Annotated in this window: 18 protein-coding genes; 7 read left to right on the top strand and 11 right to left on the bottom strand. The window is 64.9% G+C overall.

The annotated features are described in order from the left end of the window. Positions 1–35 precede the first annotated feature (35 nt). Complete coding sequence (locus AC6H34_RS31315) at positions 36–1,028, top strand: PLP-dependent cysteine synthase family protein (protein ID WP_497541574.1); 993 nt, start codon at positions 36–38, stop codon at positions 1,026–1,028. A 43-nt stretch (positions 1,029–1,071) separates the two neighbouring features. On the opposite strand, the gene AC6H34_RS31310 is transcribed toward AC6H34_RS31315, so the two are convergent. From AC6H34_RS31310 to AC6H34_RS31260, 11 genes are all read right to left on the bottom strand, one after another. Continuing rightward, the gene (locus AC6H34_RS31310) at positions 1,072–2,106 is read right to left on the bottom strand and encodes an LLM class flavin-dependent oxidoreductase (protein WP_497541573.1); all 1,035 of its coding nucleotides are present in this window, start codon (positions 2,104–2,106) and stop codon (positions 1,072–1,074) included. 63 nt (positions 2,107–2,169) lie between these two features. After that, a complete protein-coding gene (locus tag AC6H34_RS31305; RefSeq protein ID WP_497541572.1) occupies positions 2,170–3,108 on the bottom strand; it encodes an ABC transporter substrate-binding protein in 939 nt (312 codons plus the stop codon). 58 nt (positions 3,109–3,166) lie between these two features. Beyond that, positions 3,167–4,963 carry an amino acid ABC transporter permease/ATP-binding protein gene (locus AC6H34_RS31300; protein WP_497541571.1) on the bottom strand — a complete coding sequence of 599 codons (1,797 nt, stop codon included), beginning with the start codon at positions 4,961–4,963 and terminating at the stop codon, positions 3,167–3,169. 77 nt (positions 4,964–5,040) lie between these two features. Next, entirely contained in the window at positions 5,041–5,571 is a 531-nt protein-coding gene (locus AC6H34_RS31295) for a GNAT family N-acetyltransferase (RefSeq protein ID WP_497541570.1), read from the bottom strand. Next, entirely contained in the window at positions 5,568–6,806 is a 1,239-nt protein-coding gene (locus AC6H34_RS31290) for a M20 aminoacylase family protein (protein ID WP_497541569.1), read from the bottom strand. The genes AC6H34_RS31295 and AC6H34_RS31290 overlap by 4 nt, the downstream gene beginning before the upstream one ends. Continuing rightward, the gene (locus AC6H34_RS31285; protein WP_497541568.1) at positions 6,803–8,149 is read right to left on the bottom strand and encodes an LLM class flavin-dependent oxidoreductase; all 1,347 of its coding nucleotides are present in this window, start codon (positions 8,147–8,149) and stop codon (positions 6,803–6,805) included. Before AC6H34_RS31285 ends, AC6H34_RS31290 begins: the two co-directional genes overlap by 4 nt. Before the next feature lie 29 nt (positions 8,150–8,178). Beyond that, entirely contained in the window at positions 8,179–9,222 is a 1,044-nt protein-coding gene (locus AC6H34_RS31280; protein WP_497541880.1) for an MsnO8 family LLM class oxidoreductase, read from the bottom strand. 122 nt (positions 9,223–9,344) lie between these two features. Further along, positions 9,345–9,617 carry a hypothetical protein gene (locus tag AC6H34_RS31275; protein ID WP_497541567.1) on the bottom strand — a complete coding sequence of 91 codons (273 nt, stop codon included), beginning with the start codon at positions 9,615–9,617 and terminating at the stop codon, positions 9,345–9,347. Between the two features lie 35 nt (positions 9,618–9,652). Next, positions 9,653–9,997: a DUF3088 domain-containing protein gene (locus AC6H34_RS31270; protein ID WP_497541566.1), complete on the bottom strand. Its 345-nt coding sequence runs from the start codon at positions 9,995–9,997 to the stop codon at positions 9,653–9,655. Positions 9,998–10,009: 12 nt separating this feature from the next. Then, positions 10,010–11,599 carry an ABC transporter substrate-binding protein gene (locus AC6H34_RS31265; protein ID WP_497541565.1) on the bottom strand — a complete coding sequence of 530 codons (1,590 nt, stop codon included), beginning with the start codon at positions 11,597–11,599 and terminating at the stop codon, positions 10,010–10,012. Between the two features lie 195 nt (positions 11,600–11,794). Then, positions 11,795–12,232 carry a RidA family protein gene (locus AC6H34_RS31260; RefSeq protein ID WP_497541564.1) on the bottom strand — a complete coding sequence of 146 codons (438 nt, stop codon included), beginning with the start codon at positions 12,230–12,232 and terminating at the stop codon, positions 11,795–11,797. Between the two features lie 187 nt (positions 12,233–12,419). On the opposite strand from AC6H34_RS31260, the gene AC6H34_RS31255 reads away from it, so the two are divergent. Genes AC6H34_RS31255 through AC6H34_RS31230 form a run of 6 tightly spaced genes read left to right on the top strand, consistent with a single transcriptional unit; the run spans position 12,420 to position 18,894 of the window. Continuing rightward, on the top strand, positions 12,420–13,973 hold the full coding sequence (locus tag AC6H34_RS31255; protein ID WP_497541563.1) for an ABC transporter substrate-binding protein: 1,554 nt from the start codon (positions 12,420–12,422) through the stop codon (positions 13,971–13,973). A gap of 11 nt (positions 13,974–13,984) precedes the next feature. After that, positions 13,985–14,962, top strand: coding sequence for an ABC transporter permease (locus tag AC6H34_RS31250; RefSeq protein ID WP_497541562.1), 978 nt, complete (start codon positions 13,985–13,987; stop codon positions 14,960–14,962). Continuing rightward, positions 14,959–15,855: an ABC transporter permease gene (locus AC6H34_RS31245; protein WP_497541561.1), complete on the top strand. Its 897-nt coding sequence runs from the start codon at positions 14,959–14,961 to the stop codon at positions 15,853–15,855. Before AC6H34_RS31250 ends, AC6H34_RS31245 begins: the two co-directional genes overlap by 4 nt. Further along, positions 15,852–16,712, top strand: coding sequence for an ABC transporter ATP-binding protein (locus tag AC6H34_RS31240; RefSeq protein ID WP_497541560.1), 861 nt, complete (start codon positions 15,852–15,854; stop codon positions 16,710–16,712). The genes AC6H34_RS31245 and AC6H34_RS31240 overlap by 4 nt, the downstream gene beginning before the upstream one ends. Beyond that, positions 16,712–17,548: an ABC transporter ATP-binding protein gene (locus AC6H34_RS31235; RefSeq protein ID WP_497541559.1), complete on the top strand. Its 837-nt coding sequence runs from the start codon at positions 16,712–16,714 to the stop codon at positions 17,546–17,548. The genes AC6H34_RS31240 and AC6H34_RS31235 overlap by 1 nt, the downstream gene beginning before the upstream one ends. Next, the gene (locus AC6H34_RS31230; protein WP_497541558.1) at positions 17,545–18,894 is read left to right on the top strand and encodes an LLM class flavin-dependent oxidoreductase; all 1,350 of its coding nucleotides are present in this window, start codon (positions 17,545–17,547) and stop codon (positions 18,892–18,894) included. Before AC6H34_RS31235 ends, AC6H34_RS31230 begins: the two co-directional genes overlap by 4 nt. Position 18,895: the final 1 nt, after the last annotated feature.

The following is an 18,895-nucleotide window of genomic DNA, read 5'->3' as shown; positions in this document are numbered from 1 at the left end:
TTCAACAAGCAATGTTTTGACGAGCGAGACATAAGATGGATTCAGGTAGTTTTGCCGGCTCTGGCCCCCATATCAAAAAGATTCATGACAACCTTTCGGACCTCATCGGCAATACACCCCTGCTGGAATTGCACAATTACGCGAGAAACCGGAATCTGCCCGGGCGAATCGTCGCAAAAATCGAGTATTTCAACCCGGCGGGAAGCATCAAGGACCGCATTGCCTGGGCTATCATCAAGGAAGCGGAAGATGCCGGCCGGCTTCACGCCGGCGATCTTATCGTCGACGTGACCAGCGGCAATACCGGGATCGGTTTCGCGGCCGTGGCCGCCTCGCGCGGCTACCGCGCCAAATTCTACGTCAGCGACAACATCAGCCAGGACAAGGTGAAGGTCCTGCGCCTCTATGGCGCCGAGATCGTCACGGTGAAGAACGAGTTCTTCCTCGATCCGGAAGCTCTCGACAAGATCACCGCCCGCATCAGGGAGGAGAATCCGGGGGCATTCTTCACGGACCAGCTCGCCAATCCCGCCAATCCGCGGGTCCATTTCAACACCACCGGACCGGAGATCTGGCGGGATACCGAGGGAGCCGTCGACATCTTCGTCGGCGGGGTCGGCACAGGCGGCACCATTTCGGGCGCCGGCAGATTCCTGAAGTCGATGAAGCCCGAGCTGCGGGTGGTGATTGCCGAGCCCGCGGAAGGCTCCGTTCCCACCGAGGAAAATCCCTACCCCGACGAGATCGACGGCGTGCACAAGGTTTCCGAGGTGCCTCCCGAGCAGCTGCCCAGGAATTTCGACAATGCCGTCGCCGACGAGGTCATTCCCCTGAGCACCGCCGAGGCGCGCCGGACCGCGCTGGCGCTGGTGGCCGAAGAAGGAATTTTCGCGGGCGTATCCTCAGGCGCCGTGCTCTGGGCGGCGACACAGCTGGCGAGCCGGCCGGAGAATGCCGGCAAGCTGATCGTCGCGGTGCTGCCGGACACGGGCGAGCGCTATCTGGCTTCGACCGCTGCGGAGGAATGAAGGGCCAGCGGGCCGACCACGTCGGCGGCGCGCTGGCTTGCACTCAGGCGAGCGCCCGGCTCAGCGGCCGCACAGCCGGTGTCCAGCCCAGTTGCGGCGCGATCCCGGCGATGAAGTCGGCCAGGATCTGCTCATACTCATGACGCTCGAATTCGTAGGGCAGTTCGAGCCGCAATTCCCGCACCTGCCCCAAGACCGGATCGGCAAACAGGGCTTCGAGGATCTGCTCCGAAGTTCCGATAAGGTCGCCGGCGAACAGCGTCCGGCGCGGGCCGTTGGGCTGCAGCGTCCGGCCGTGGCGGCTGGCGGCGTATTCGGTATAGCGGCGCCGCGTTCGCGCGTCGGCGTTGTCGAAGGGAACGATGACGCGGCCCAGTGCCGTGCGCCGTGTCGGGGCGAGATCGAGAAAGAGCTTCAGCTGGCGTGACTGGGCCTCTATGAAATCATCGGTATTCTCCCCCGAGGTCACGTTGCTCAGGAGCAGGTTGAAGCCATTTCGGCCGGCCCAGTCAGCGGATTTCAGCGAGCCGCCGCCGTACCACAACCGGTCGAGCAGGCCCGGCGCGTAAGGCTGCAGGCGCGGACGGATGCGCCCGCCCGGTATGTCGATGAAGGTATCCGCCTCGCCGAGATAGGATCCACGCAGGTTATCGGCAAGCCGTCTGATCCGATCATGCGAAAAGTCGTGATCGCGCCAGCCCTCGTCGAAGACCAGGGAACCCAGAAGATCGGCGTGAGGCGGAAGACCGGCACTCAGGCCGACATTCAGCCGGCCTCGTGAAAGCACGTCCACGGTGGCGAGATCTTCCGCCAACCGGTAGGGGCTTTCATATCCCATCGGAATGACGGCCGTGCCGAGCTCCACGCGATGCGTGCGCTGCGTGGCGGCGGCCAGGAAGGTGCTGGCCGAGGAGATGCCGGGCTCGAGATGGCGCTGGCGAACCCACGCGCTGTCATAACCGAGCTTTTCGCCGAACTCGAACAGCTGGAGTGTGCGTTCGAGACCAGCGTGGGGATCATCGGATGGGTAGTTCCCCGGCGACAGGAATCCGACATGACGGATGAGGACAGGCGGCATTATGCGGCTTCCCTTGCGTGGGAGAGCGCCGCGCGGGCTGCGCGGCGCCCAGGCGGCTGCAGGTCAGGTCTTGGGCAGGCCCTGCGGGTTGGTGGCGGACTTCTCGATCGCCTCGGCGTTCAGATGCCATTTGGACAGCACGGCACCGTATTTGCCGTTTTCGATCAGCTTGTTGATGGCCAGGGTCACCGCGTCGGCGAGGCCGCTGTCCTTGCGGGTCGCGACAGCGATATCGGCCGTCAGGGGCCAGCCGCCACTGACGATGCCGACGAGCTTGGTCTTGCCGCTTACCACGGACGCATAGGAAAGCGTGGCATTCGGGTTGAACTCGGCATCGGCCCGGCCGGACTGGACGGCGAGCTGGCTGGCAGCCGCGTCGTCGTAATACTGGACCTCAGCCGGCTTGAGCCCGGCGGCGACGTTCCGGCGATCCCATTCGAGCAGGATCTTTTCCTGATTGGTGCCGGCGCCGGTGATCACCTTGAGCCCGGCTACGTCCTTGGGCTCCTTGATCGACGCGATCTTGCTGTCGGACTTGACATAGAAGCCCAGGACATCCTGGCGATAGGTGGAGAAATCGAACTTCTCCTTGCGTTCCTCGGTCACCGTCACGTTGCTGATGACGGCGTCATACTTGCCCGAGGCCAAGCCCAGCGGCCAGTCGGCCCAGGCGACGGAGACCAGTTCCAGCTTGCGGCCGAGGGCTTCGGCGATCAGGGAGGCGATGTCCGGATCGGCGCCGACCACGGTCTTGGCATCCGGTGCGTAAGTGGCGACCGGCGGATCCCAGGCATTGATGGCGACCGTGAGGACGCCGTCCTTGACGAATTTGAAGTTCGGGGAAATCGCGGCGACCGCGGCGTCGATCTTGTCGGCATGGACGCGCGAGGGCTGTTCGGGGCTGAGGTCGAAGGCCTGCTGCGCGAAGGCGGCTCCGCTGAGACCGAAAGCCAGTGCGGCGGCGAAGACGCCGGAGAGGAGGGTTCTGGGGGCGAAAGTCACGATGGCTCCTTGGGTTTGGGGTGGGACGGCTTCGGCGGAACGCGGTTTCCCGGGGACGTCAGAGGACCTTGGCGAGGAACTCCGCCGTCCTGGGATGCGTGGGGGCGTTGAAGAGCTGTGCCGGCGGGCCGACTTCGAGAACCCGGCCGCTCTCCATGAACACGACGGTGTCGGCGACCTCGCGGGCAAAGCCGATCTCGTGGGTGACGATCACCATGGTGGTGCCGGAGGTCGCGAGTTCCTTGATCACGTCGAGAACCTCGCCCACGAGCTCAGGATCGAGCGCCGAGGTCGGCTCGTCGAACAGCAGCACCTTGGGTTTCAGGGCGAGGGCTCGTGCGATGGCGACGCGCTGCTGCTGGCCACCCGATAGCTGCCTGGGATAGGCATCGGCCTTTTCGGCGAGCCCCACGCGTTGCAGGAGATCCCGGGCCTGCTCGGCGGCCCTGGCGCGCGGCACTCCCTGCACGGAGACCGGCGCCTCGATGATGTTCTCCAGAACGGTCAAGTGGGGGAAGAGGTTGAAGTTCTGGAACACCATGCCCACCGCCGAGCGGCGACGGCGGATGGCGGCCTCCTTCAACTCGTGGAGAACTTGGCCGCGGCGCCTGTAGCCGATGAGCTCGCCGTCAATGGCGATGAAGCCTTCATTGGCGCGCTCCAGATGGTTGATGGTGCGCAGGAGGGTGGACTTGCCTGCCCCGGATGGGCCGAGAATGGCCGCCACCTCGCCGGGACGGATGGTGAGGTCGACATTGTCCAGCACCCTCAGCGTGCCATAGTGCTTGGAGATGCCGCGGATCTCGATCAGCCCCTCATTCCTGCGTGGTGCCGTATCGCCCGGCGTGACCAGAGGCTTTCGGGTGACCGGCACGGAGGGCGAACCGCGGAGCGTCGAGGCAGGGGCGAGGCGCCTGATGCCGGCCAGGGCGGCGAATCGGCCGAGAAGGGAGACGGGAGCCGTTCGCAGGGCTCCCTTGGCGAAATGCCGCTCGATCCCAAGCTGGATGATCGAGAGGACGCTCATGATGATGAGGTACCATATGGTGGCGACCATCAGGAGCGGAATGACTTCCAGATTGCGCCGATAGATGACCTGGACGGTGTAGAACAGCTCCGGCAGCGCCAGCACATAGACCATCGACGTCGACTTGGCCAAGCCGATGATTTCGTTGAACCCGCTGGGAAGGATCGCCCGCATGGCTTGCGGCAGCACGATGCGGAGCGTCTGCCGGTGGCGGGAAAGGCCGAGAGCGGCCGCCGCTTCATGCTGCCCCTGGTCCACCGAGAGAATGCCGCCTCGGATGATCTCGGCCGAGAAGGCCGCCTGGTTCAGGCTGAGCCCGATCAGGGCCACGGCGAAGGGACTGAGGATCTCGACGGTATTGTACTGTGCGAACAGGATGCCGGTATAGGGGATGCCGATGTCCACCGTGGCATAGAGGTAGCCGAGATTATTGAGCACCAGCAGTAGCACGATCAGCGGTATCGAGCGCAGGAACCAGATATAGCCCCAGGAGATCCCGACGAGCAGCGGCGATCTGGAGACGCGCGCAAAGGCAAGGATGCCGCCCAAAAGGAAGCCGAAGAAGGAGGCGAGCACGGTCAGCAGCAAGGTCCTGCCGAGCCCGACCAGCACGGGTTCGGAAAAGAAGAAGGTTGCGAAGACGCCCCAGCCCCATCTCGGATTGGTCAGGATCGAATGGAGCGTGGCAGCGAGGAGAAGAACGGCGAGGACGCTTCCGACGATGCGCCAGGGATGCCTGGCGGGGATGACCCGATAGCGGGAAAGATCACCCACCGCTGACGATTGCTCGGCAGGTACCGCTCCTTCGAAGTCCGCCGTCGATGCCATCCTCTGCCATCCTTATACTATGTATTTCTATGGAATTTATAGAATTATAGGGTGGCGACGCCCCCGACCATGGCGCTTCAACCCGCCTTCCGGTCGATCGCCTGTTGTGCCCGTGCTTGCAGGGCCAGTGCGGCGATATCTTTCTCGAAAGGCAGCGAGCCGTAGATTTCGGGATCGGCGCTCGTATCGAACAGGGCCGTGTAGCCGGTATTGAGATAGAGCCCCGCTGCCTCAGGCTGGCGGAAACCCGTGGTCAGATAGATGCGGGTATAGCCTTGGCGCGCGGCCTGCGCCTCCAGTTCGACAAGGATGCGACGGGCGAGGCCTTGCCGGCGGAGGTCCACATGGGTCCATACACGCTTCAATTCGGCCGTGCGCTCGTCATAACGCTTGAACGCACCACCTGCGATGGCTGCACCGTCGCGCATCAGCAGCACGAAGGCCCCGTGGGGCGGAGCGAAGAGTTCCGCAGGGTAGCGGCTCATCTCCCTGGAGGCGGGCTCGCCCCAGTAGTCCCCGTAGCGTGTCTGGTATTCCCAGGTCAGCGCCTCCACCAGCGGTTGGGCACGCAGGTCGAGCGGCGTCGTATAGAGGAAGCTGTCGGTCATCGGGGCGTTCCGTCACTGTCTGCCTGGGTATGCGGGACCGCTGGGTCCCGGGCGGCGAGATAGTCCTGCGCCAAGGCTACCCAGTAGCGGGCGGCGTCCGGCAGGATCGCGTCGTTGAAGTTGTAACAGGGGTTGTGCAGGTCGGCGCTGTCGCCATTGCCGACGAACAGATAGCTGCCAGGTATCTCCTGCAGCATGAAGGCGAAATCCTCGCTCGCCGTGATCGGCCGCAGGCTCTCATGGAGCCGTTCGGCGCCGAAATGGCGCAGTGCCACCTGGCGCGCGAACTCGGTCTCATCGGCATGGTTCACGAGCACGGGATAGCCCCGCGGATATTTGATCTCCGCCGTCGCCCCGTAGCTCCTGGCATGGCTTTCGGCGAGGTCGATGATGCGCGAACGCACCTGCTCTCGCACCTGGTCGTTGAAAGTGCGGACTGTCAGCTGCAGTTCCACGCTGTCGGGAATGACATTGGGCGCAATGCCGCCATGGATCGATCCCACGGTCACCACCACCGCTTCCAGCGGATCGATGTTCCGGGAGGCGATGGTCTGCAGCGCCATCACCAGCGAAGCGCTGGCCACCACCGGATCGACGGCCAGTTGCGGCTTGGCGCCATGCCCGCCCCGGCCGACGATTCGGATGATCACGAGATCGACCGAGGCCATGGCGGGACCGCTCAGGAAGCCGAACTGGCCGGTGGGGACTCCCGGCCAATTGTGCAGCCCGAACACCGCATCGACGGGAAAGCGCCGGAACAAGCCGTCCCTGATCATCGATCGGGCGCCGCCGCCATTCTCCTCCGCCGGCTGGAAAATCACTCTGAGCGTGCCGGAGAAATCGCGCGTCTCTCCCAGATAGCGGGCGGCGGCCAGCAGGATCGACGTATGCCCGTCGTGCCCGCAGGCATGCATGACGCCGGGCGTCCGGCTGGCATAGGGCAGGCCGGTGGCTTCCAGGATGGGCAGGGCGTCCATGTCGGCCCGGATGCCGACGCTCCGCCTGCCGTCGCCGTTTCGGATGGTGCCGACGACGCCGGTGCCGCCGATGTTGCGGACGACCTCATAGCCCCACGATTCGAGGGAGGAAGCCACCAGCGCGCTGGTCTTTTCTTCCTGATAGGCCAGTTCCGGCTCGCTGTGCAGCTTCTGGCGCAGCGCCACGAATTCGTCGGCGAAGTCGGCGATGCCGGCGGCGATCGGTTCCGCGCGGGGAGGAACATGCACCGTCATCATGCAGCTTCCTCGTTGCCGGCGCCGCCCGGCCTGCTGGCGTAGCGGCTCTCGCGATAGGGCAGTTCCAGGTGATCGCGCAGCGTGCTGCCGATCTGTTCGCGCTGGTGGTAGCCACGTCTTTCCAGGATCGGCAGCACCTGCACCGCGAAATCGTCGAGCCCCTGGGCCAGCACGTGGAAGCCGAGCACGAAGCCGTCGGCAGCGCCCGACTCGATCCAGTGGATGATCTCGTCCGCGACCTTTTCGGGCGTGCCGATGAAGCCAACCCTGGGTGTCGCCACTTCGAGTGCCACTTCGCGCAGGGTCTGCTTTCTCTCCCGGGCGACCTGCTTGATGCGGTCGGTGCGCGAGCGGAAATTGTTGCGGCCGATGTCGCCGATGTCGGGGAAGGACTCGTCGAGCGGGTATGCCGTGAAATCGTGATGGTCGAAGAAGCGGCCGAGATAGAGCAGCGCTTCGCGGTCGCTCACCAGTCCGCGGATCTCGCGGTATTTCCGCTCCGCCTCTTCCTCGGTGGACCCGACAATGGGGCCGATTCCGGGAAATATCTTGATCTCGTCCGCCCTGCGCCCATGCGCGACGGCGCTTTGCTTGAGCTTGCGGGAGAGCTCGCGGTTCTCCTCGAGCGACTCCGCACCGGCGAATACGGCGTCGGCATGACGGCCGGCAAGCTTGATGCCGTCATCGGAGGCGCCCGCCTGGAAAATGAGGGGCTGGCCCTGGAGGGACCGGCCGAGATTGAGAGGCCCCTCGGCGGAATGAAAGCGGCCCTTGTAGTTCAGCCGGTGCATCTTGGTGAAATCGGCGAACTGCCCCGTCTCCCGATTGCGCACGAAGGCGTCGTCGTCCCAGGAATCCCACAGGCCCTTGACGATCTCGATATGCTCCTGGGCGATCTCGTAGCGCAGCGCGTGGTCGGGGTGCTCGACACGGCCATAATTGCGAGCGGAACCTTCCAGCGGCGAGGTCACCGCGTTCCAGCCGGCGCGCCCCCTGCTGATGGCGTCGATCGAGCCGAACTGACGTGCGACGGTGAAGGGATCGCTGTAGGAGGTCGAAAGCGTGCCGACGAGCCCTATGCTGCTGGTCGAGGCGGCGAGCGCGGCCAGGATTGCGATGGGCTCGAAGCGGTTGAGGAAGTGGGGGATCGAGACTTCGTTGATATAGAGGCCGTCAGCAACGAAGGCGAAGGCGATACCGGCCGCCTCGGCCTGGCGGGCAGTGCGGACGTAATAGTCGAAATTGACGCTGGCGTCGGCCGGCACGCTCGGATGCTTCCAGGAATTCATGTGGCCGCCGGGCCCCTGGAGCATGACGCCGAAGGGAATACGTTTCGCGCTCATGGCAATAACTCCTTGAAAAAATCACCCCTTCAGGCCGGCACGGCGAGGGAGCGGCCAGCCCTGTTTTCGTCGCCGACGGCGGTCCGGAGGCGGCGTTCTCCGGCAAGGGCTTCGACCGCGGCAAGGCGCTGGTCGCCGCTCGAAGCCGGTTCGATGATGAATTCCTCGATGCCGTGGCGTGCGTGGAGCTGGTCCAGTCCGGACAGGACCTGGCTCGCCGTACCCGCGATCACGCTCGGCGTCTTCGCTTCGATGCTGAACTCGCTCGCCCCGGCTTGCCGGGCGTATTCCTCCGCCTGCGCCTGACTGCCCACCGTGACGCTCTGGCCCCCCTTGATGTGCACCTTGAAAAGCTGGAGGGCCGACTTCTGGCGTTCCGCTTCCTCCACCGTCTCGGCGATGATGAAGGCGATGGCCACGAGGGGAGGGCGACCGACGGCGTTGCGATAGGCGGTCACGGTAGCGTCCAGCAGCGCGTCATCGCCGTTCAGATGCCGTGCGAACACGAAGTTCCAGCCCTGCGCGGCGGCGAGCCCTGCGCTCTCCACGCTCGCGCCGAGCAGGAAGCGCTCCGATGCCGCCGACGGCCGCGGGGTAGCGGCAAGACCTGCGAGCGCGTCGGCGTCGGGAAGCGGGCCGTCGAGGAACTTGCCGAGGTCGGCGAGCTGTTGCGCGAAAGCAGGCTTGCGCGCGGGATCATAGGCGCCCTGAAGCGCCCGGGTCGAAAGGGGCAGGCCGCCGGGAGCCTTGCCGATGCCGATATCCACCCGCCCCGGAGCAAGGGACGAGAGGAGGTTGAAGTTTTCGGCGACCTTGTAGGCGCTGTAGTGCTGCAGCATCACGCCGCCGGAGCCGATGCGGATCGTCACCGTGTTGGCGAGGAGGTAGGCGATCAGCACCTCAGGGGAGGAGCTTGCCAGCTCCGGCGCGCTGTGATGTTCGGCAACCCAGAAACGCCGATAGCCGAAGCGTTCGGCGAGTTGGGCAAGGGCGACGGTGCGGCGCAACGCATCGCCGGCGTTCTCGCCGCGGGCGAGGGGGCTCTTGTCGAGCAGACTGAGCGCATAACTCATCATGCCTACCTGGTTCATTGCGCCGCGGAGGGCGTCTCCTGCAAAAGAATACGGCATTAAATTATTAAGTCTATAAATTTAATAGATAATAAGTCGGACCTCCACCGGGACCTGCCGCACCCTCATCCGGATATGTTGAAGCCGGTCGGCAGGACGCCGCCGGGCTGGAGCGGACAGGGGCTTCTCAACTGCAGCCCGCGCAGCGCCAGCCACCGCTCGATTTCAAGCGCGGTGATGCGCCCGATGCCGTGCTCGGCGAGCAGTTCCTCGCGCGTATAGGATGTCGCGATGGCCGCCACATTCCGGGCGCGTTCAGCCTGCGTGCGTCCTCCCTTGTGGGCGTAGCGCCCTTTCAGGAGCTGCATCAGGGCGCGCCGTTTCATCCGCATGAACATGGAAATCACCTGGAAAAGCTGAGACAGGGCGGCCGTCAGTCGTGGAGGCGCGGAAAGCCATGGCGATCGGCGAGAAGGTCGAGGATGCGCCGGGTCGGCTTGATGAACGCGACCTCGCCCCGCCGCTCGGCGTCGTCGGGCACCGGTCCCTCGCCGAAGACCAGCACCGGCAGCGACTGGTTCTCCTCGCCGAGCAAGGCAATGACCTCCCGCCTCGGACGAGGGAAGGGGACGCGTTCGATGTCCAGCCTTTCCGCAAGCTCGGGAGAGCCGGCCAGCAATCCTTCGATCTGGATGCCATGCGGACAGACGAAACGCTGGCCGGGGTATCTGGGATCTTCGAAGCCGGGTTCGAGGAGCATCAGCTTGTCTCGGCTCATGGGCTGGACTTCCTAATTCGTGGTGCCGTCGCGCTTTTCCACGCGATCGTAATAGATCGTGCCGTCGGGGCCTTCGAAATAGCCGGTGACGTTCCTGGCGAGGACGACCTGGTTGCTGTCCTGCAGCAGCAGGACGTAGGGAGAGCTCTTCTGGATCTCGCGCTGCAAGGCCTGGTAGAGAGCGGCGCGCCTGGCGGGGTCCTGTTCCTTCACCGCCGCCGTCGTCCGGTCGCTCAACTCGGGGATGACCCAGCCTGCCTGCTTGGCAATGGTGTTGTGGGTGTTGTCGCGGTTGATGGCGAAGGCGCTGGCATTCGAATGCGGGTCGAAATAGTCCGGGCCCCAATAGCGCAGGGTGATTTCGTACTGGCCCGAGCGGGCCTTGGCGAAGATCTCGCTGGGAACGCCGGGCTGGATGTCGAGGGTCAGGCCGGCCTGGGCGAAGGTCGCCTGCAATGACTGGGCAATGGTGAGGAAGGGCTGGTCGTTGAAGACGGGGAAGCTGATCCGCGTCGGGCCGATGCCGGCATCGGCCAGGATCTTCTTCGCCCTGGCGACGTCGAGCTTGTAGGGATTGTCGGGCAGGGCGCCGAGGAAGCCGTCGGGCAGGAAGGCCTGGTGCACCTTGTACTGGCCGCGAAGCAGATTGCCGGCGATGCCCTCGTAGTCGACGAGATAGCGGGCCGCCTCCCAGAAGGCGGGATTTGCAAGAGTCGGGTTCGCCTTGGTGTTGATCAGCAGATATTCCAGGCGGGGCGAAGGCGCGGCATAGATGGTGACCCTGCCGCTGCCCCTGAGCGTATCGACCTGATCCGCGCCGAGGCCTCGGGCGATGTCGGCATCGCCCTGCTCGACCAGGAGGCGGCGGGCGGCCGGCTCGGGTGCGTTGCGCAGGATCAGGCCGCCGGCTTTCGGCGCGCCACCCGGCGAGGTCGCGTTGGCATCCAGCACCAGCACTTCGTGGGGGATGTAGCTCTTGATCTTGAACGCGCCGCTGCCGGCCGAATGGTCCTTCAGCCAGCCGGTGCCGAAGTCGTCGTTCCGAGCCTGTGGAGCCACAACGGCCTCGTCCACGATCGAAGCGACATTCGCGGTAAGGATGGCAAGCACGAAGGATGGGCCGACATCGGCCTGCCAGGTGAGCCTGACATGGCTGTCGTCGATCTTCGCCAAGGACTTGTCGACGGTGTCGGCACCCCAGCCCAGTTCGTTCAGGATGAAGGCGGGCGCCCGGTTGAGCTTGACGGCCCGGCTCAGCGAGAAGATCACGTCCTCGGGCCGAACGGGGTTGCCCGATGCGAATCTGGCACCGGCGGCGATCGTGAACGTGAGGCTCTTGCCGTCGGCCCCGGCCTGCCAGGTCGAGGCGAGGGCCGGCACGAGCCTAGCGCTATCGGCGCGGTCGGACTGCACGAGCCGCTGGTAAACCACATTGTCGGTCTGCCCGGTGGTCGCCTCGAAGGCCTCGGCGGGGTCGAAGCTGGTGACGTCATCGATTGGCTGCGCCACCACCACGATGCCGGGCGGGGTTTCGGCGCGGACAGTACCCGCAACCGGGGCCAGAGAGAGGGCAGTCGAGACGAGCAGGGCGAGCGGCTTCATGTCCAGGCCTCCGCGATGCAAGGCGATCTTGCGAGGTATCCTCCCGACGTTAGGTCCCTTCACTCATTTAGTCAATTAAGTTTATAGAATTAATATAATTATGGAGCTGAAGATGTGGCTTCGGCTCGGAGAGCATGGCCGTATGGCGCCGTTTTCCAAGGAAGGCAATGTCGTGCGCGTAGGGGGTATCGTCTGTCACGGCTCGCCAGCCCCGGTCGGCGTGTTCCCGGGCGGCCTGAAACAGACCATGTCGATCTCGACCAGCGCTTGCCGGCCGAGTTGGGCCACGCCAACCGTCGTGCGGCTCGGCAAGCCCCTGTCATCGGGGAAGTGGCGGGCATAGACATGGTTGAAGGCGGCGAAATCGCGATCGAATTCCTTCAGATATATCCTCACGAAGACTGCATCGCCCAGCGTGTATCCGACATGGGACAGGATACGCTTCAGGTTCTCGAAGCACATCTCGCCCTGGGCCTCGATGCCCGCCCGCAAGGGAGCCTGCGGCTCATCCGGATCGGTCGGCAGCTGGCCGGCTACATGGAGCCAGCCTCCCGCTTCGACCGCATGCGCATAGCGCGAGGAGGGCGGGGGAGGGCTCGCCCCGGGCACAACATGATGAATCCTTCCGCTCACATCGCCTCCCTGGATTGATGCTCCGGCCCGCCACGGGCAGGCATCACCGAGCCACCAGAATGAAACAAAATATTAAATTTATAAACTATATTGATTTAGTAGATATTGAGTGCCATGGTCGCGCTTGTCGACGCTTCCCGACAGAAGGGGGCGGTCAGTTTTTTTCCGTCGAAATGGAAATCCCGCGATGGCAGATATTCGCGACGGTCACGCATCGAGGCGTGACGTCCTTCTTGGTGCGGTTGGCCTGGGTGGCATGGCGGTCCTTGGATCGCCAGATCCGAGCGCCGCCGCGGGTCTCACGACCTTGCGCGTTGCCACTGGCGAAACCGACGGCGTCAAGGGCACGCTCGATCCCGCCTATGGCAACAACGACAACGATGCCGCGCGGGCCAGCCTCGTCTATGAGCGTCTTGTGGTACCGGACGAAGCCTTCGCACCGCAGCCCCAGCTGGCCCTGAGCTGGAAGCCTGATGCCACCGGCCAGGTGTGGACCTTCGCGCTGCGCAAGGACGTCAAGTTCCAGGATGGCACGCCTTTCACGGCCAAGGACGTGATCTACACCTTCAGGCGGCTGGTCGATCCGAAGACGGCCTCCGCCGCCGCGGCCCTGCTGGGACAGATCGATCCCGACGGCATCCACGCCCTTGATGACCACACGGTCGAATTCCGCTTGCGGGCTGCGGTCGTCGAATTTCCGCTCCAGATCGCCAATCGCTTCACCTACATCGTCCGGGCCGGCCAAACCTCGGAGGAGTTGCGCACCGCGGGTATCGGCACCGGCCCCTTCAAGGTCGACAAGTTCGTGCCTGGCGAGGAGCCGACCATCTTCCTCAGGAACGAATATTATTGGCAACCAGGGCGTCCCCACGTCGACAGGGTGGAACTGCGCGCTATCGCCGAGCCGGCCTCCAGGATCGCCGCGCTGCTGGCCAATCAGGTCGACATCGTCACGGAATTGCCGGCGTTGGGGTTGCAGCGGCTGGAAGCGAGCGAGGACGTAAAGATCCAGTCGGTGCGCACTTCCTTCTGGCATGGCCTCGCGGCGTTCACCGATGTGCCGCCCTTCGACGACGTGCGGGTGCGCAAGGCGCTCAAGCTGGTGGTCAATCGCGAGCAATACCTCAAGGCCATCGTGGGCAGCCGCGGCACCGTCGCCTACGATACGCCGGTACCCCCCTGGCAGGCCTATGGCCTGCCGGAGCAGCCCTTCAAACCCGATATCGAAGCCGCAAAGAAGCTCCTGGCCGAGGCAGGACACCCGGACGGCATCGATCTCGACCTCTATACCTCGGCCGCCGATGTCGGGCTGATCCAACTCGCCACCCTCTTCAAGGCCCAGGCCGCGCCCGCCGGCATCCGCGTCAACATCATTCAGGCACCGGCCGCCGACTACTGGAGCAATATCTGGCTCAAGAAGCCTTTTGTCGCAACCGGATGGAATGCCCGCTCCGCAGACGAGGCCCTCTCGCTGGAATTCCTGTCGACCGCCGAGTGGAACGAAACCCATTGGCGCAACAAGGAATTCGACGAACTGGTCTTCGAAGCCCGAAAGACTCTGGATGCGGAGGCCCGGACGAAGCTCTATCACAAGGCCCAGCAGCTGATTCAGGAGGATGGTGGGGCCCTTATTCTGATTTACGCCGACACGGTCGGCGCCACCCGCGCCAATATCCGAGGCTACAAGGTCCATCCCCAGAAGATTACGCACGACTTCTCAGACGTGTCGATCGCGACCTGACGGCGATGACGTTGTTGACGCCCCTTGCCGGACCGGTCGGCCGGTTGATCGCCCGAAGGGTGGCCTTTGCCGTGCTCTCCTTGCTGGTGGTCGCGACGATCGTCTTCTGGGCCATCGAGTTCCTGCCCGGCGACGCTGCCCAGCGCATACTCGGCCGGGAGGCGACGCCACAGGCGCTTGAGGCATTGCGGCAAAAGCTCCACCTCAACGATCCCGCCCTGACGCGCTACCTGCACTGGCTGGGCGGACTGGTGCGCGGCGACTTCGGCGTCTCGCTGGCAGCGGGCCGACCCGTGCTACCCTATGTGGTCGATCGGCTCGCCAACACGCTGCTTCTCGCCGCGGCGGCCCTGGCCGTGCATATTCCCCTCAGCATCGGGCTCGGGCTGGTGGCGGCGGGCTCCCGCCGCGACGGCCCCCTGGACACGTCCATTTCGGTGATCGTCCTGCTGGGCATGTCCGTGCCCGAATTCGTCATCGGCATCTGGCTGGTGTCCTGGCTCGCCACCGCCTGGAACCTGTTTCCGCCGCTGGCCCTGATAGACCAGGCCCGATCCGTGTGGCAGCTGATCGTCCTGCTTACGCTGCCGGTGATCACCCTCAACCTCGTCATGACGGCCTATGTCGTTCGGCAGACCCGCTCGTCGATGATCGAGATCCTCCAATCGGATTTCATCCGTGCCGCCACCTTGAGAGGCCTGCCGCGCAGCCGGATTCTCCTGCGGCATGCGCTGCCAAGCGCGATCGGCCCAGCCATCAACGCCATTGCCCTGAACGCAGGATGGCTCATCGGCGGCATCGTTGTCGTCGAAGCCGTCTTCAACTACCCGGGCCTCGGGCGTCTGTTGGTGGAAGCCATCGGCAACCATGACGTACCGCTGGTGCAGGGGGCGGCCATGGCGCTGTCGGCGACCTATGTCGCCGTCAACCTCGTCGCCGATATCACTGTGATCGTCCTGACTCCCAAGCTCCGGACGGCCTTGGCATGAGCGTCCTGTCGACAGGCCTGGTTCCCGAAACAGCGGAGGCGGCCGCCAGCCGCCCGCACGGGATCTTCCTCGCGCCCCTGCCATGGACGGGCTATGTTGGCCTGTCGATCCTTGTCGTCTATGCCGTGGCGGCTGTGGCCGCGCCCGCAATCGCCACCAATTCGCCCACGGATGTCTTTGTCGGCGGCCCCTTCGATCCGCCTTCCGGTGCGCTCTGGCTGGGAACGGATGGGCTTGGCCGCGACGTGGCCAGCCGCTTCCTCTATGGCGGCAGAACCGTACTGTCGACGGCCTGCGGCGCTGCCGCGCTGGCGACAATCCTCGGCGGCATTTTGGGAATGGTGCTGGGGCTTCGCGGCGGCGTGGTCGACGAGGTCGGCATGCGGATGCTCGAAATCGTCATGAGCATCCCCTCGATCATCTTCGCTCTGCTGGTCATCGGTCTGGCGGGCTCCGACCATCTCACCGTCATCCTCACAGTGGGGCTTCTGACGGTACCCAATGTCGCCCGCGTGCTCAGGGCTGCGACGCTGGCATTCGTCGCCGAGGATTTCATCGCGGCTGCCAAAGCCCGCGGCGAGAGCCTTTTGTCGATAGCATTGCGCGAACTGCTCCCCAATGTCGCCGGCACGCTCCTGGTCGAGTTCTCGATCCGCACCGGTTACGCGGTCCTGTTCATTGGCGGCCTCGGCTTCCTGGGATTCGGCACGGCGCCACCGGCACCTGACTGGGGCCTCATGATCAATGAGGGGCGTTCCTCGCTCGATTCCGCGATCTGGCCGGTTCTGGCGCCAGCGCTCGGAATCGCCGTGCTGGTCACGAGCGTGAACCTCCTAACGGATGCCCTCCTGCGCAGCATCACGCCCGCGGGGCGGGGAGGGGGCGGGGCATGACGGACCGGTCCAGGCCTTTGCTGCGGCTGCACGCCGTCAGCGCCGACTATCGCCTGCCTGTGGGATGGCGAAGCGTGCTGCGCAATGTCTCCCTCGACATAGGGGCGGGCGAGGCGGTGGGACTCGTCGGCGAATCCGGCAGCGGCAAATCCACCCTGGCCTCCCTTGCTTTGGGAGAGCGCCGAAGCGACCGCCGCATCGTCTCCGGCGAGGTGGCGTTCGACGGCACCGATCTGTTCAAGGGCGATCGCGGTGCCCTGCAGCGCATGCGCGGGGCAAGGCTGGCTTTCGTGCCGCAGAACAGCGGTGCCTCGCTGACGCCCACCATGCGCATCGGAGGACTTTTCGAGGAAACGCTGCGGCGCCACCGCCCGGAGCTGAGCCGCACGGCGAGACACGAGACCATCGTCGCCTTGCTGGGGAACGTGGGGCTCGCCAACCCCGGGCAGGCGACGGAACGTTACCCCCACCAGTTCAGCGGCGGCCAACAGCAGCGCATCGCATTGGCTCTGGCCCTCAGTTGCGAGCCCGACCTCCTCATCCTCGATGAACCGACGACGGGGCTGGATCCGATCATCCGCCGCTCGATCATCGGCCTGCTGAAGGCGCTCTGCCGCGAACGCGGCGTTGCCATGCTCTTCGTTTCCCATGATCTGGAAACGGTGGCCGAACTCTGCTCGCGCGTGGCGGTGATGTATGCGGGCGAGATCGTCGAAACAGGGTCCGCCGCGGCGATCTTCTCGGCAGCACGCCACGCCTATACCAAGACCCTCATCGATGCATTGCCGCGTCTCGACCGCCCCCTTCACGCCCTCGACCCGAACGGCGGCGAAGCGCTGCTGCGGAAGGTGGTCTGATGTCCAGGATCATCGAACGGACGTCCGGCCCCAGGGCGCCGGCACTTCTTGCCTTGCACGATATCTCCTACGGCTATCGCGGCCGCGAGGACGCACCCAAGGCCTTGCAGGCGGTTTCCTTTGCCATCCGCCCGGGCGAGATCCTGGCCCTTATCGGTGAAAGCGGCAGCGGCAAGTCGACGCTCGCGCGAATCGTTTCCGGGCTGCTGCCCGCAGGCGAAGGCCGCATTCTCTTTCGGGGCGAGGAGATCGCTCCTCTCGTGAACGGGCGCCCGCGCGACGTCCTGCGGCAGATCCAGATCGTCTTCCAAAATCCGGATGCCTCGCTGAACCCGCGCCACAGGGTCGGCACCATCCTGGCGCGTCCCCTGCGTCATTTCCTAGGCTTGAAGGGTCGGCAGTTGCACGAGCGCGTTCATCAGCTCTTGGCCGACGTTCGCCTGCCGGCGCACTATGCCGGGCACTATCCCGCCGAGCTCAGCGGCGGCGAGCGGCAGAGGGTGGCGGTGGCCCGCGCCCTCGCGGCGGAACCCCAACTGCTGGTCTGCGACGAAATCACCTCGGCGCTCGACGTCTCGGTCAAGGCCTCGCTGCTCGATCTCCTGAAGGACGTACAGGAGCGCACCGGCATCGCGATCCTCTTTATCACGCACGATCTGCCGGTGGTCCGCTGGTTCGCCGATCGCGCGGTCGTGCTCTATCGCGGTGTCCTGTGCGAGGACACCGCCATTCCCGAGATCTTCCAGCAGCCGCGGCACGACTACACCGCGAGCCTGATCGAAGCCGTCAGCGCCGGTTCAAGCGTTCTTTCCGACCTGTCCCAGAGTTCCCAATGACACGAGCACGCCGTCTCAAGCTTGGCCTTTCCTTCTATCCGTCCGGCTATCACGTCGCCGGTTGGCGTTTCCCCGGCGCTGTGCCCGATGGCGGCATCAATCTCGGCCACCACGTAGACATGGCAAGGGCAGCGGAGGCCGCCTGCTTCGATTTCTTCTTCCTCGCCGATACCAACGCGATCTGGGACGAGAATATCGAAGCCGTCTCGCAAACGACGTGGAGCGCCAAATTCGAGCCGCTGACCGTTCTTTCGGCGCTGGCCATGGTGACGAGCCATATCGGGCTCGTCGGTACGGCAAGCACCACCTACAACGATCCCTATAGTCTGGCACGGCGCTTCGCCTCGCTCGATCACATCAGCGGCGGCAGGGCGGCGTGGAACCTGGTGACGTCGGCTTCCGCAGCGGAGGCCGGAAACTTCTCGCTGGAGCGGCACCCCCAGCATGACGACCGCTATGCGCGGGCCCGGGAATTCGTGGAAGTGGTGACCGGGCTCTGGGATGGCTTCGACGACGATGCCTATCGTTTCGACAAGGACAGCGGGGTTTGCTTCGACGCGCGCAAGGCGCGGCGGCTGAATCACAAGGGGCGGGACTTCCAGGTTCGCGGCCCGCTCAGCCTGCCTCGGCCGGTGCAGGGCCATCCGGTGATGGTGCAGGCGGGGCTCTCGGAAGCGGGGCGCGAACTGGCGGCCGAAACCGGCGAGATCCTGTTCACGGCGCAGTCGGAGCTTCCCGTCGCCAAGGCCTTCTACGACGACGTGAAGGCCAGGCTCGTGCGATATGGCCGCACCCCGGACACGCTGAACATCATGCCCGGCGCCGTGACCGTCGTCGCGGGCTCCCGGTCGGAGGCCGAAGACCAGATCGATACGCTCAATCGTCTGCTGCCGCCCGCTGCGGGGCTGGCTTTCCTATCCGGGCTTATCGGCGACACGGATCTCTCGGGTTTTCCTCTCGACGAACAGGTGCCGGCACTGCCGGCCACCGAGGGCCCGAAGGGGCGTCAGAAATTCGTCCTGGAGGCGGCGCGGCGCAACGGGTTGACCTTGCGCCAGCTCTACCGCTCCATCGCGCTGACCAGTGGTCACCGGCTGGTCTATGGCGGGCCCCTCGAGGTCGCGGACCAGCTCGAGGAATGGTACGCGGCCGGCGCCTGCGACGGCTACAATATCGCCCCGGCTCATCTGCCAGGCGGGTTCGAGGCCTTCGCCTCTCTCGTCGTGCCGGAATTGCAACGGCGCGGCCTGGTGCAACGATCCTACGAGGGCACGACGTTGCGCGAAAATCTCGGCCTGTCCCGACCATCCGGCCGCTATCGTCCGCTTGACGCCCTTGCGAGCTGAA

It is taken from the genome of Labrys sp. ALF-8, from assembly GCF_059699065.1.
This window is presented reverse-complemented; position numbering and strand designations above follow the sequence as displayed.

Coding starts and splice junctions, on each gene's coding strand:
- AC6H34_RS31240 (WP_497541560.1), top strand. CDS start 15,852: ATGACGGACCGGTCCAGGCCTTTGCTGCGGCTGCACGCCGTCAGCGCC.
- AC6H34_RS31290 (WP_497541569.1), bottom strand. CDS start 6,806: ATGATGACGGTGCATGTTCCTCCCCGCGCGGAACCGATCGCCGCCGGC.
- AC6H34_RS31300 (WP_497541571.1), bottom strand. CDS start 4,963: ATGGCATCGACGGCGGACTTCGAAGGAGCGGTACCTGCCGAGCAATCG.
- AC6H34_RS31285 (WP_497541568.1), bottom strand. CDS start 8,149: ATGAGCGCGAAACGTATTCCCTTCGGCGTCATGCTCCAGGGGCCCGGC.
- AC6H34_RS31295 (WP_497541570.1), bottom strand. CDS start 5,571: ATGACCGACAGCTTCCTCTATACGACGCCGCTCGACCTGCGTGCCCAA.
- AC6H34_RS31280 (WP_497541880.1), bottom strand. CDS start 9,222: ATGAGTTATGCGCTCAGTCTGCTCGACAAGAGCCCCCTCGCCCGCGGC.
- AC6H34_RS31245 (WP_497541561.1), top strand. CDS start 14,959: ATGAGCGTCCTGTCGACAGGCCTGGTTCCCGAAACAGCGGAGGCGGCC.
- AC6H34_RS31255 (WP_497541563.1), top strand. CDS start 12,420: ATGGCAGATATTCGCGACGGTCACGCATCGAGGCGTGACGTCCTTCTT.
- AC6H34_RS31275 (WP_497541567.1), bottom strand. CDS start 9,617: ATGTTCATGCGGATGAAACGGCGCGCCCTGATGCAGCTCCTGAAAGGG.
- AC6H34_RS31265 (WP_497541565.1), bottom strand. CDS start 11,599: ATGAAGCCGCTCGCCCTGCTCGTCTCGACTGCCCTCTCTCTGGCCCCG.
- AC6H34_RS31270 (WP_497541566.1), bottom strand. CDS start 9,997: ATGAGCCGAGACAAGCTGATGCTCCTCGAACCCGGCTTCGAAGATCCC.
- AC6H34_RS31310 (WP_497541573.1), bottom strand. CDS start 2,106: ATGCCGCCTGTCCTCATCCGTCATGTCGGATTCCTGTCGCCGGGGAAC.
- AC6H34_RS31315 (WP_497541574.1), top strand. CDS start 36: ATGGATTCAGGTAGTTTTGCCGGCTCTGGCCCCCATATCAAAAAGATT.
- AC6H34_RS31235 (WP_497541559.1), top strand. CDS start 16,712: ATGTCCAGGATCATCGAACGGACGTCCGGCCCCAGGGCGCCGGCACTT.
- AC6H34_RS31230 (WP_497541558.1), top strand. CDS start 17,545: ATGACACGAGCACGCCGTCTCAAGCTTGGCCTTTCCTTCTATCCGTCC.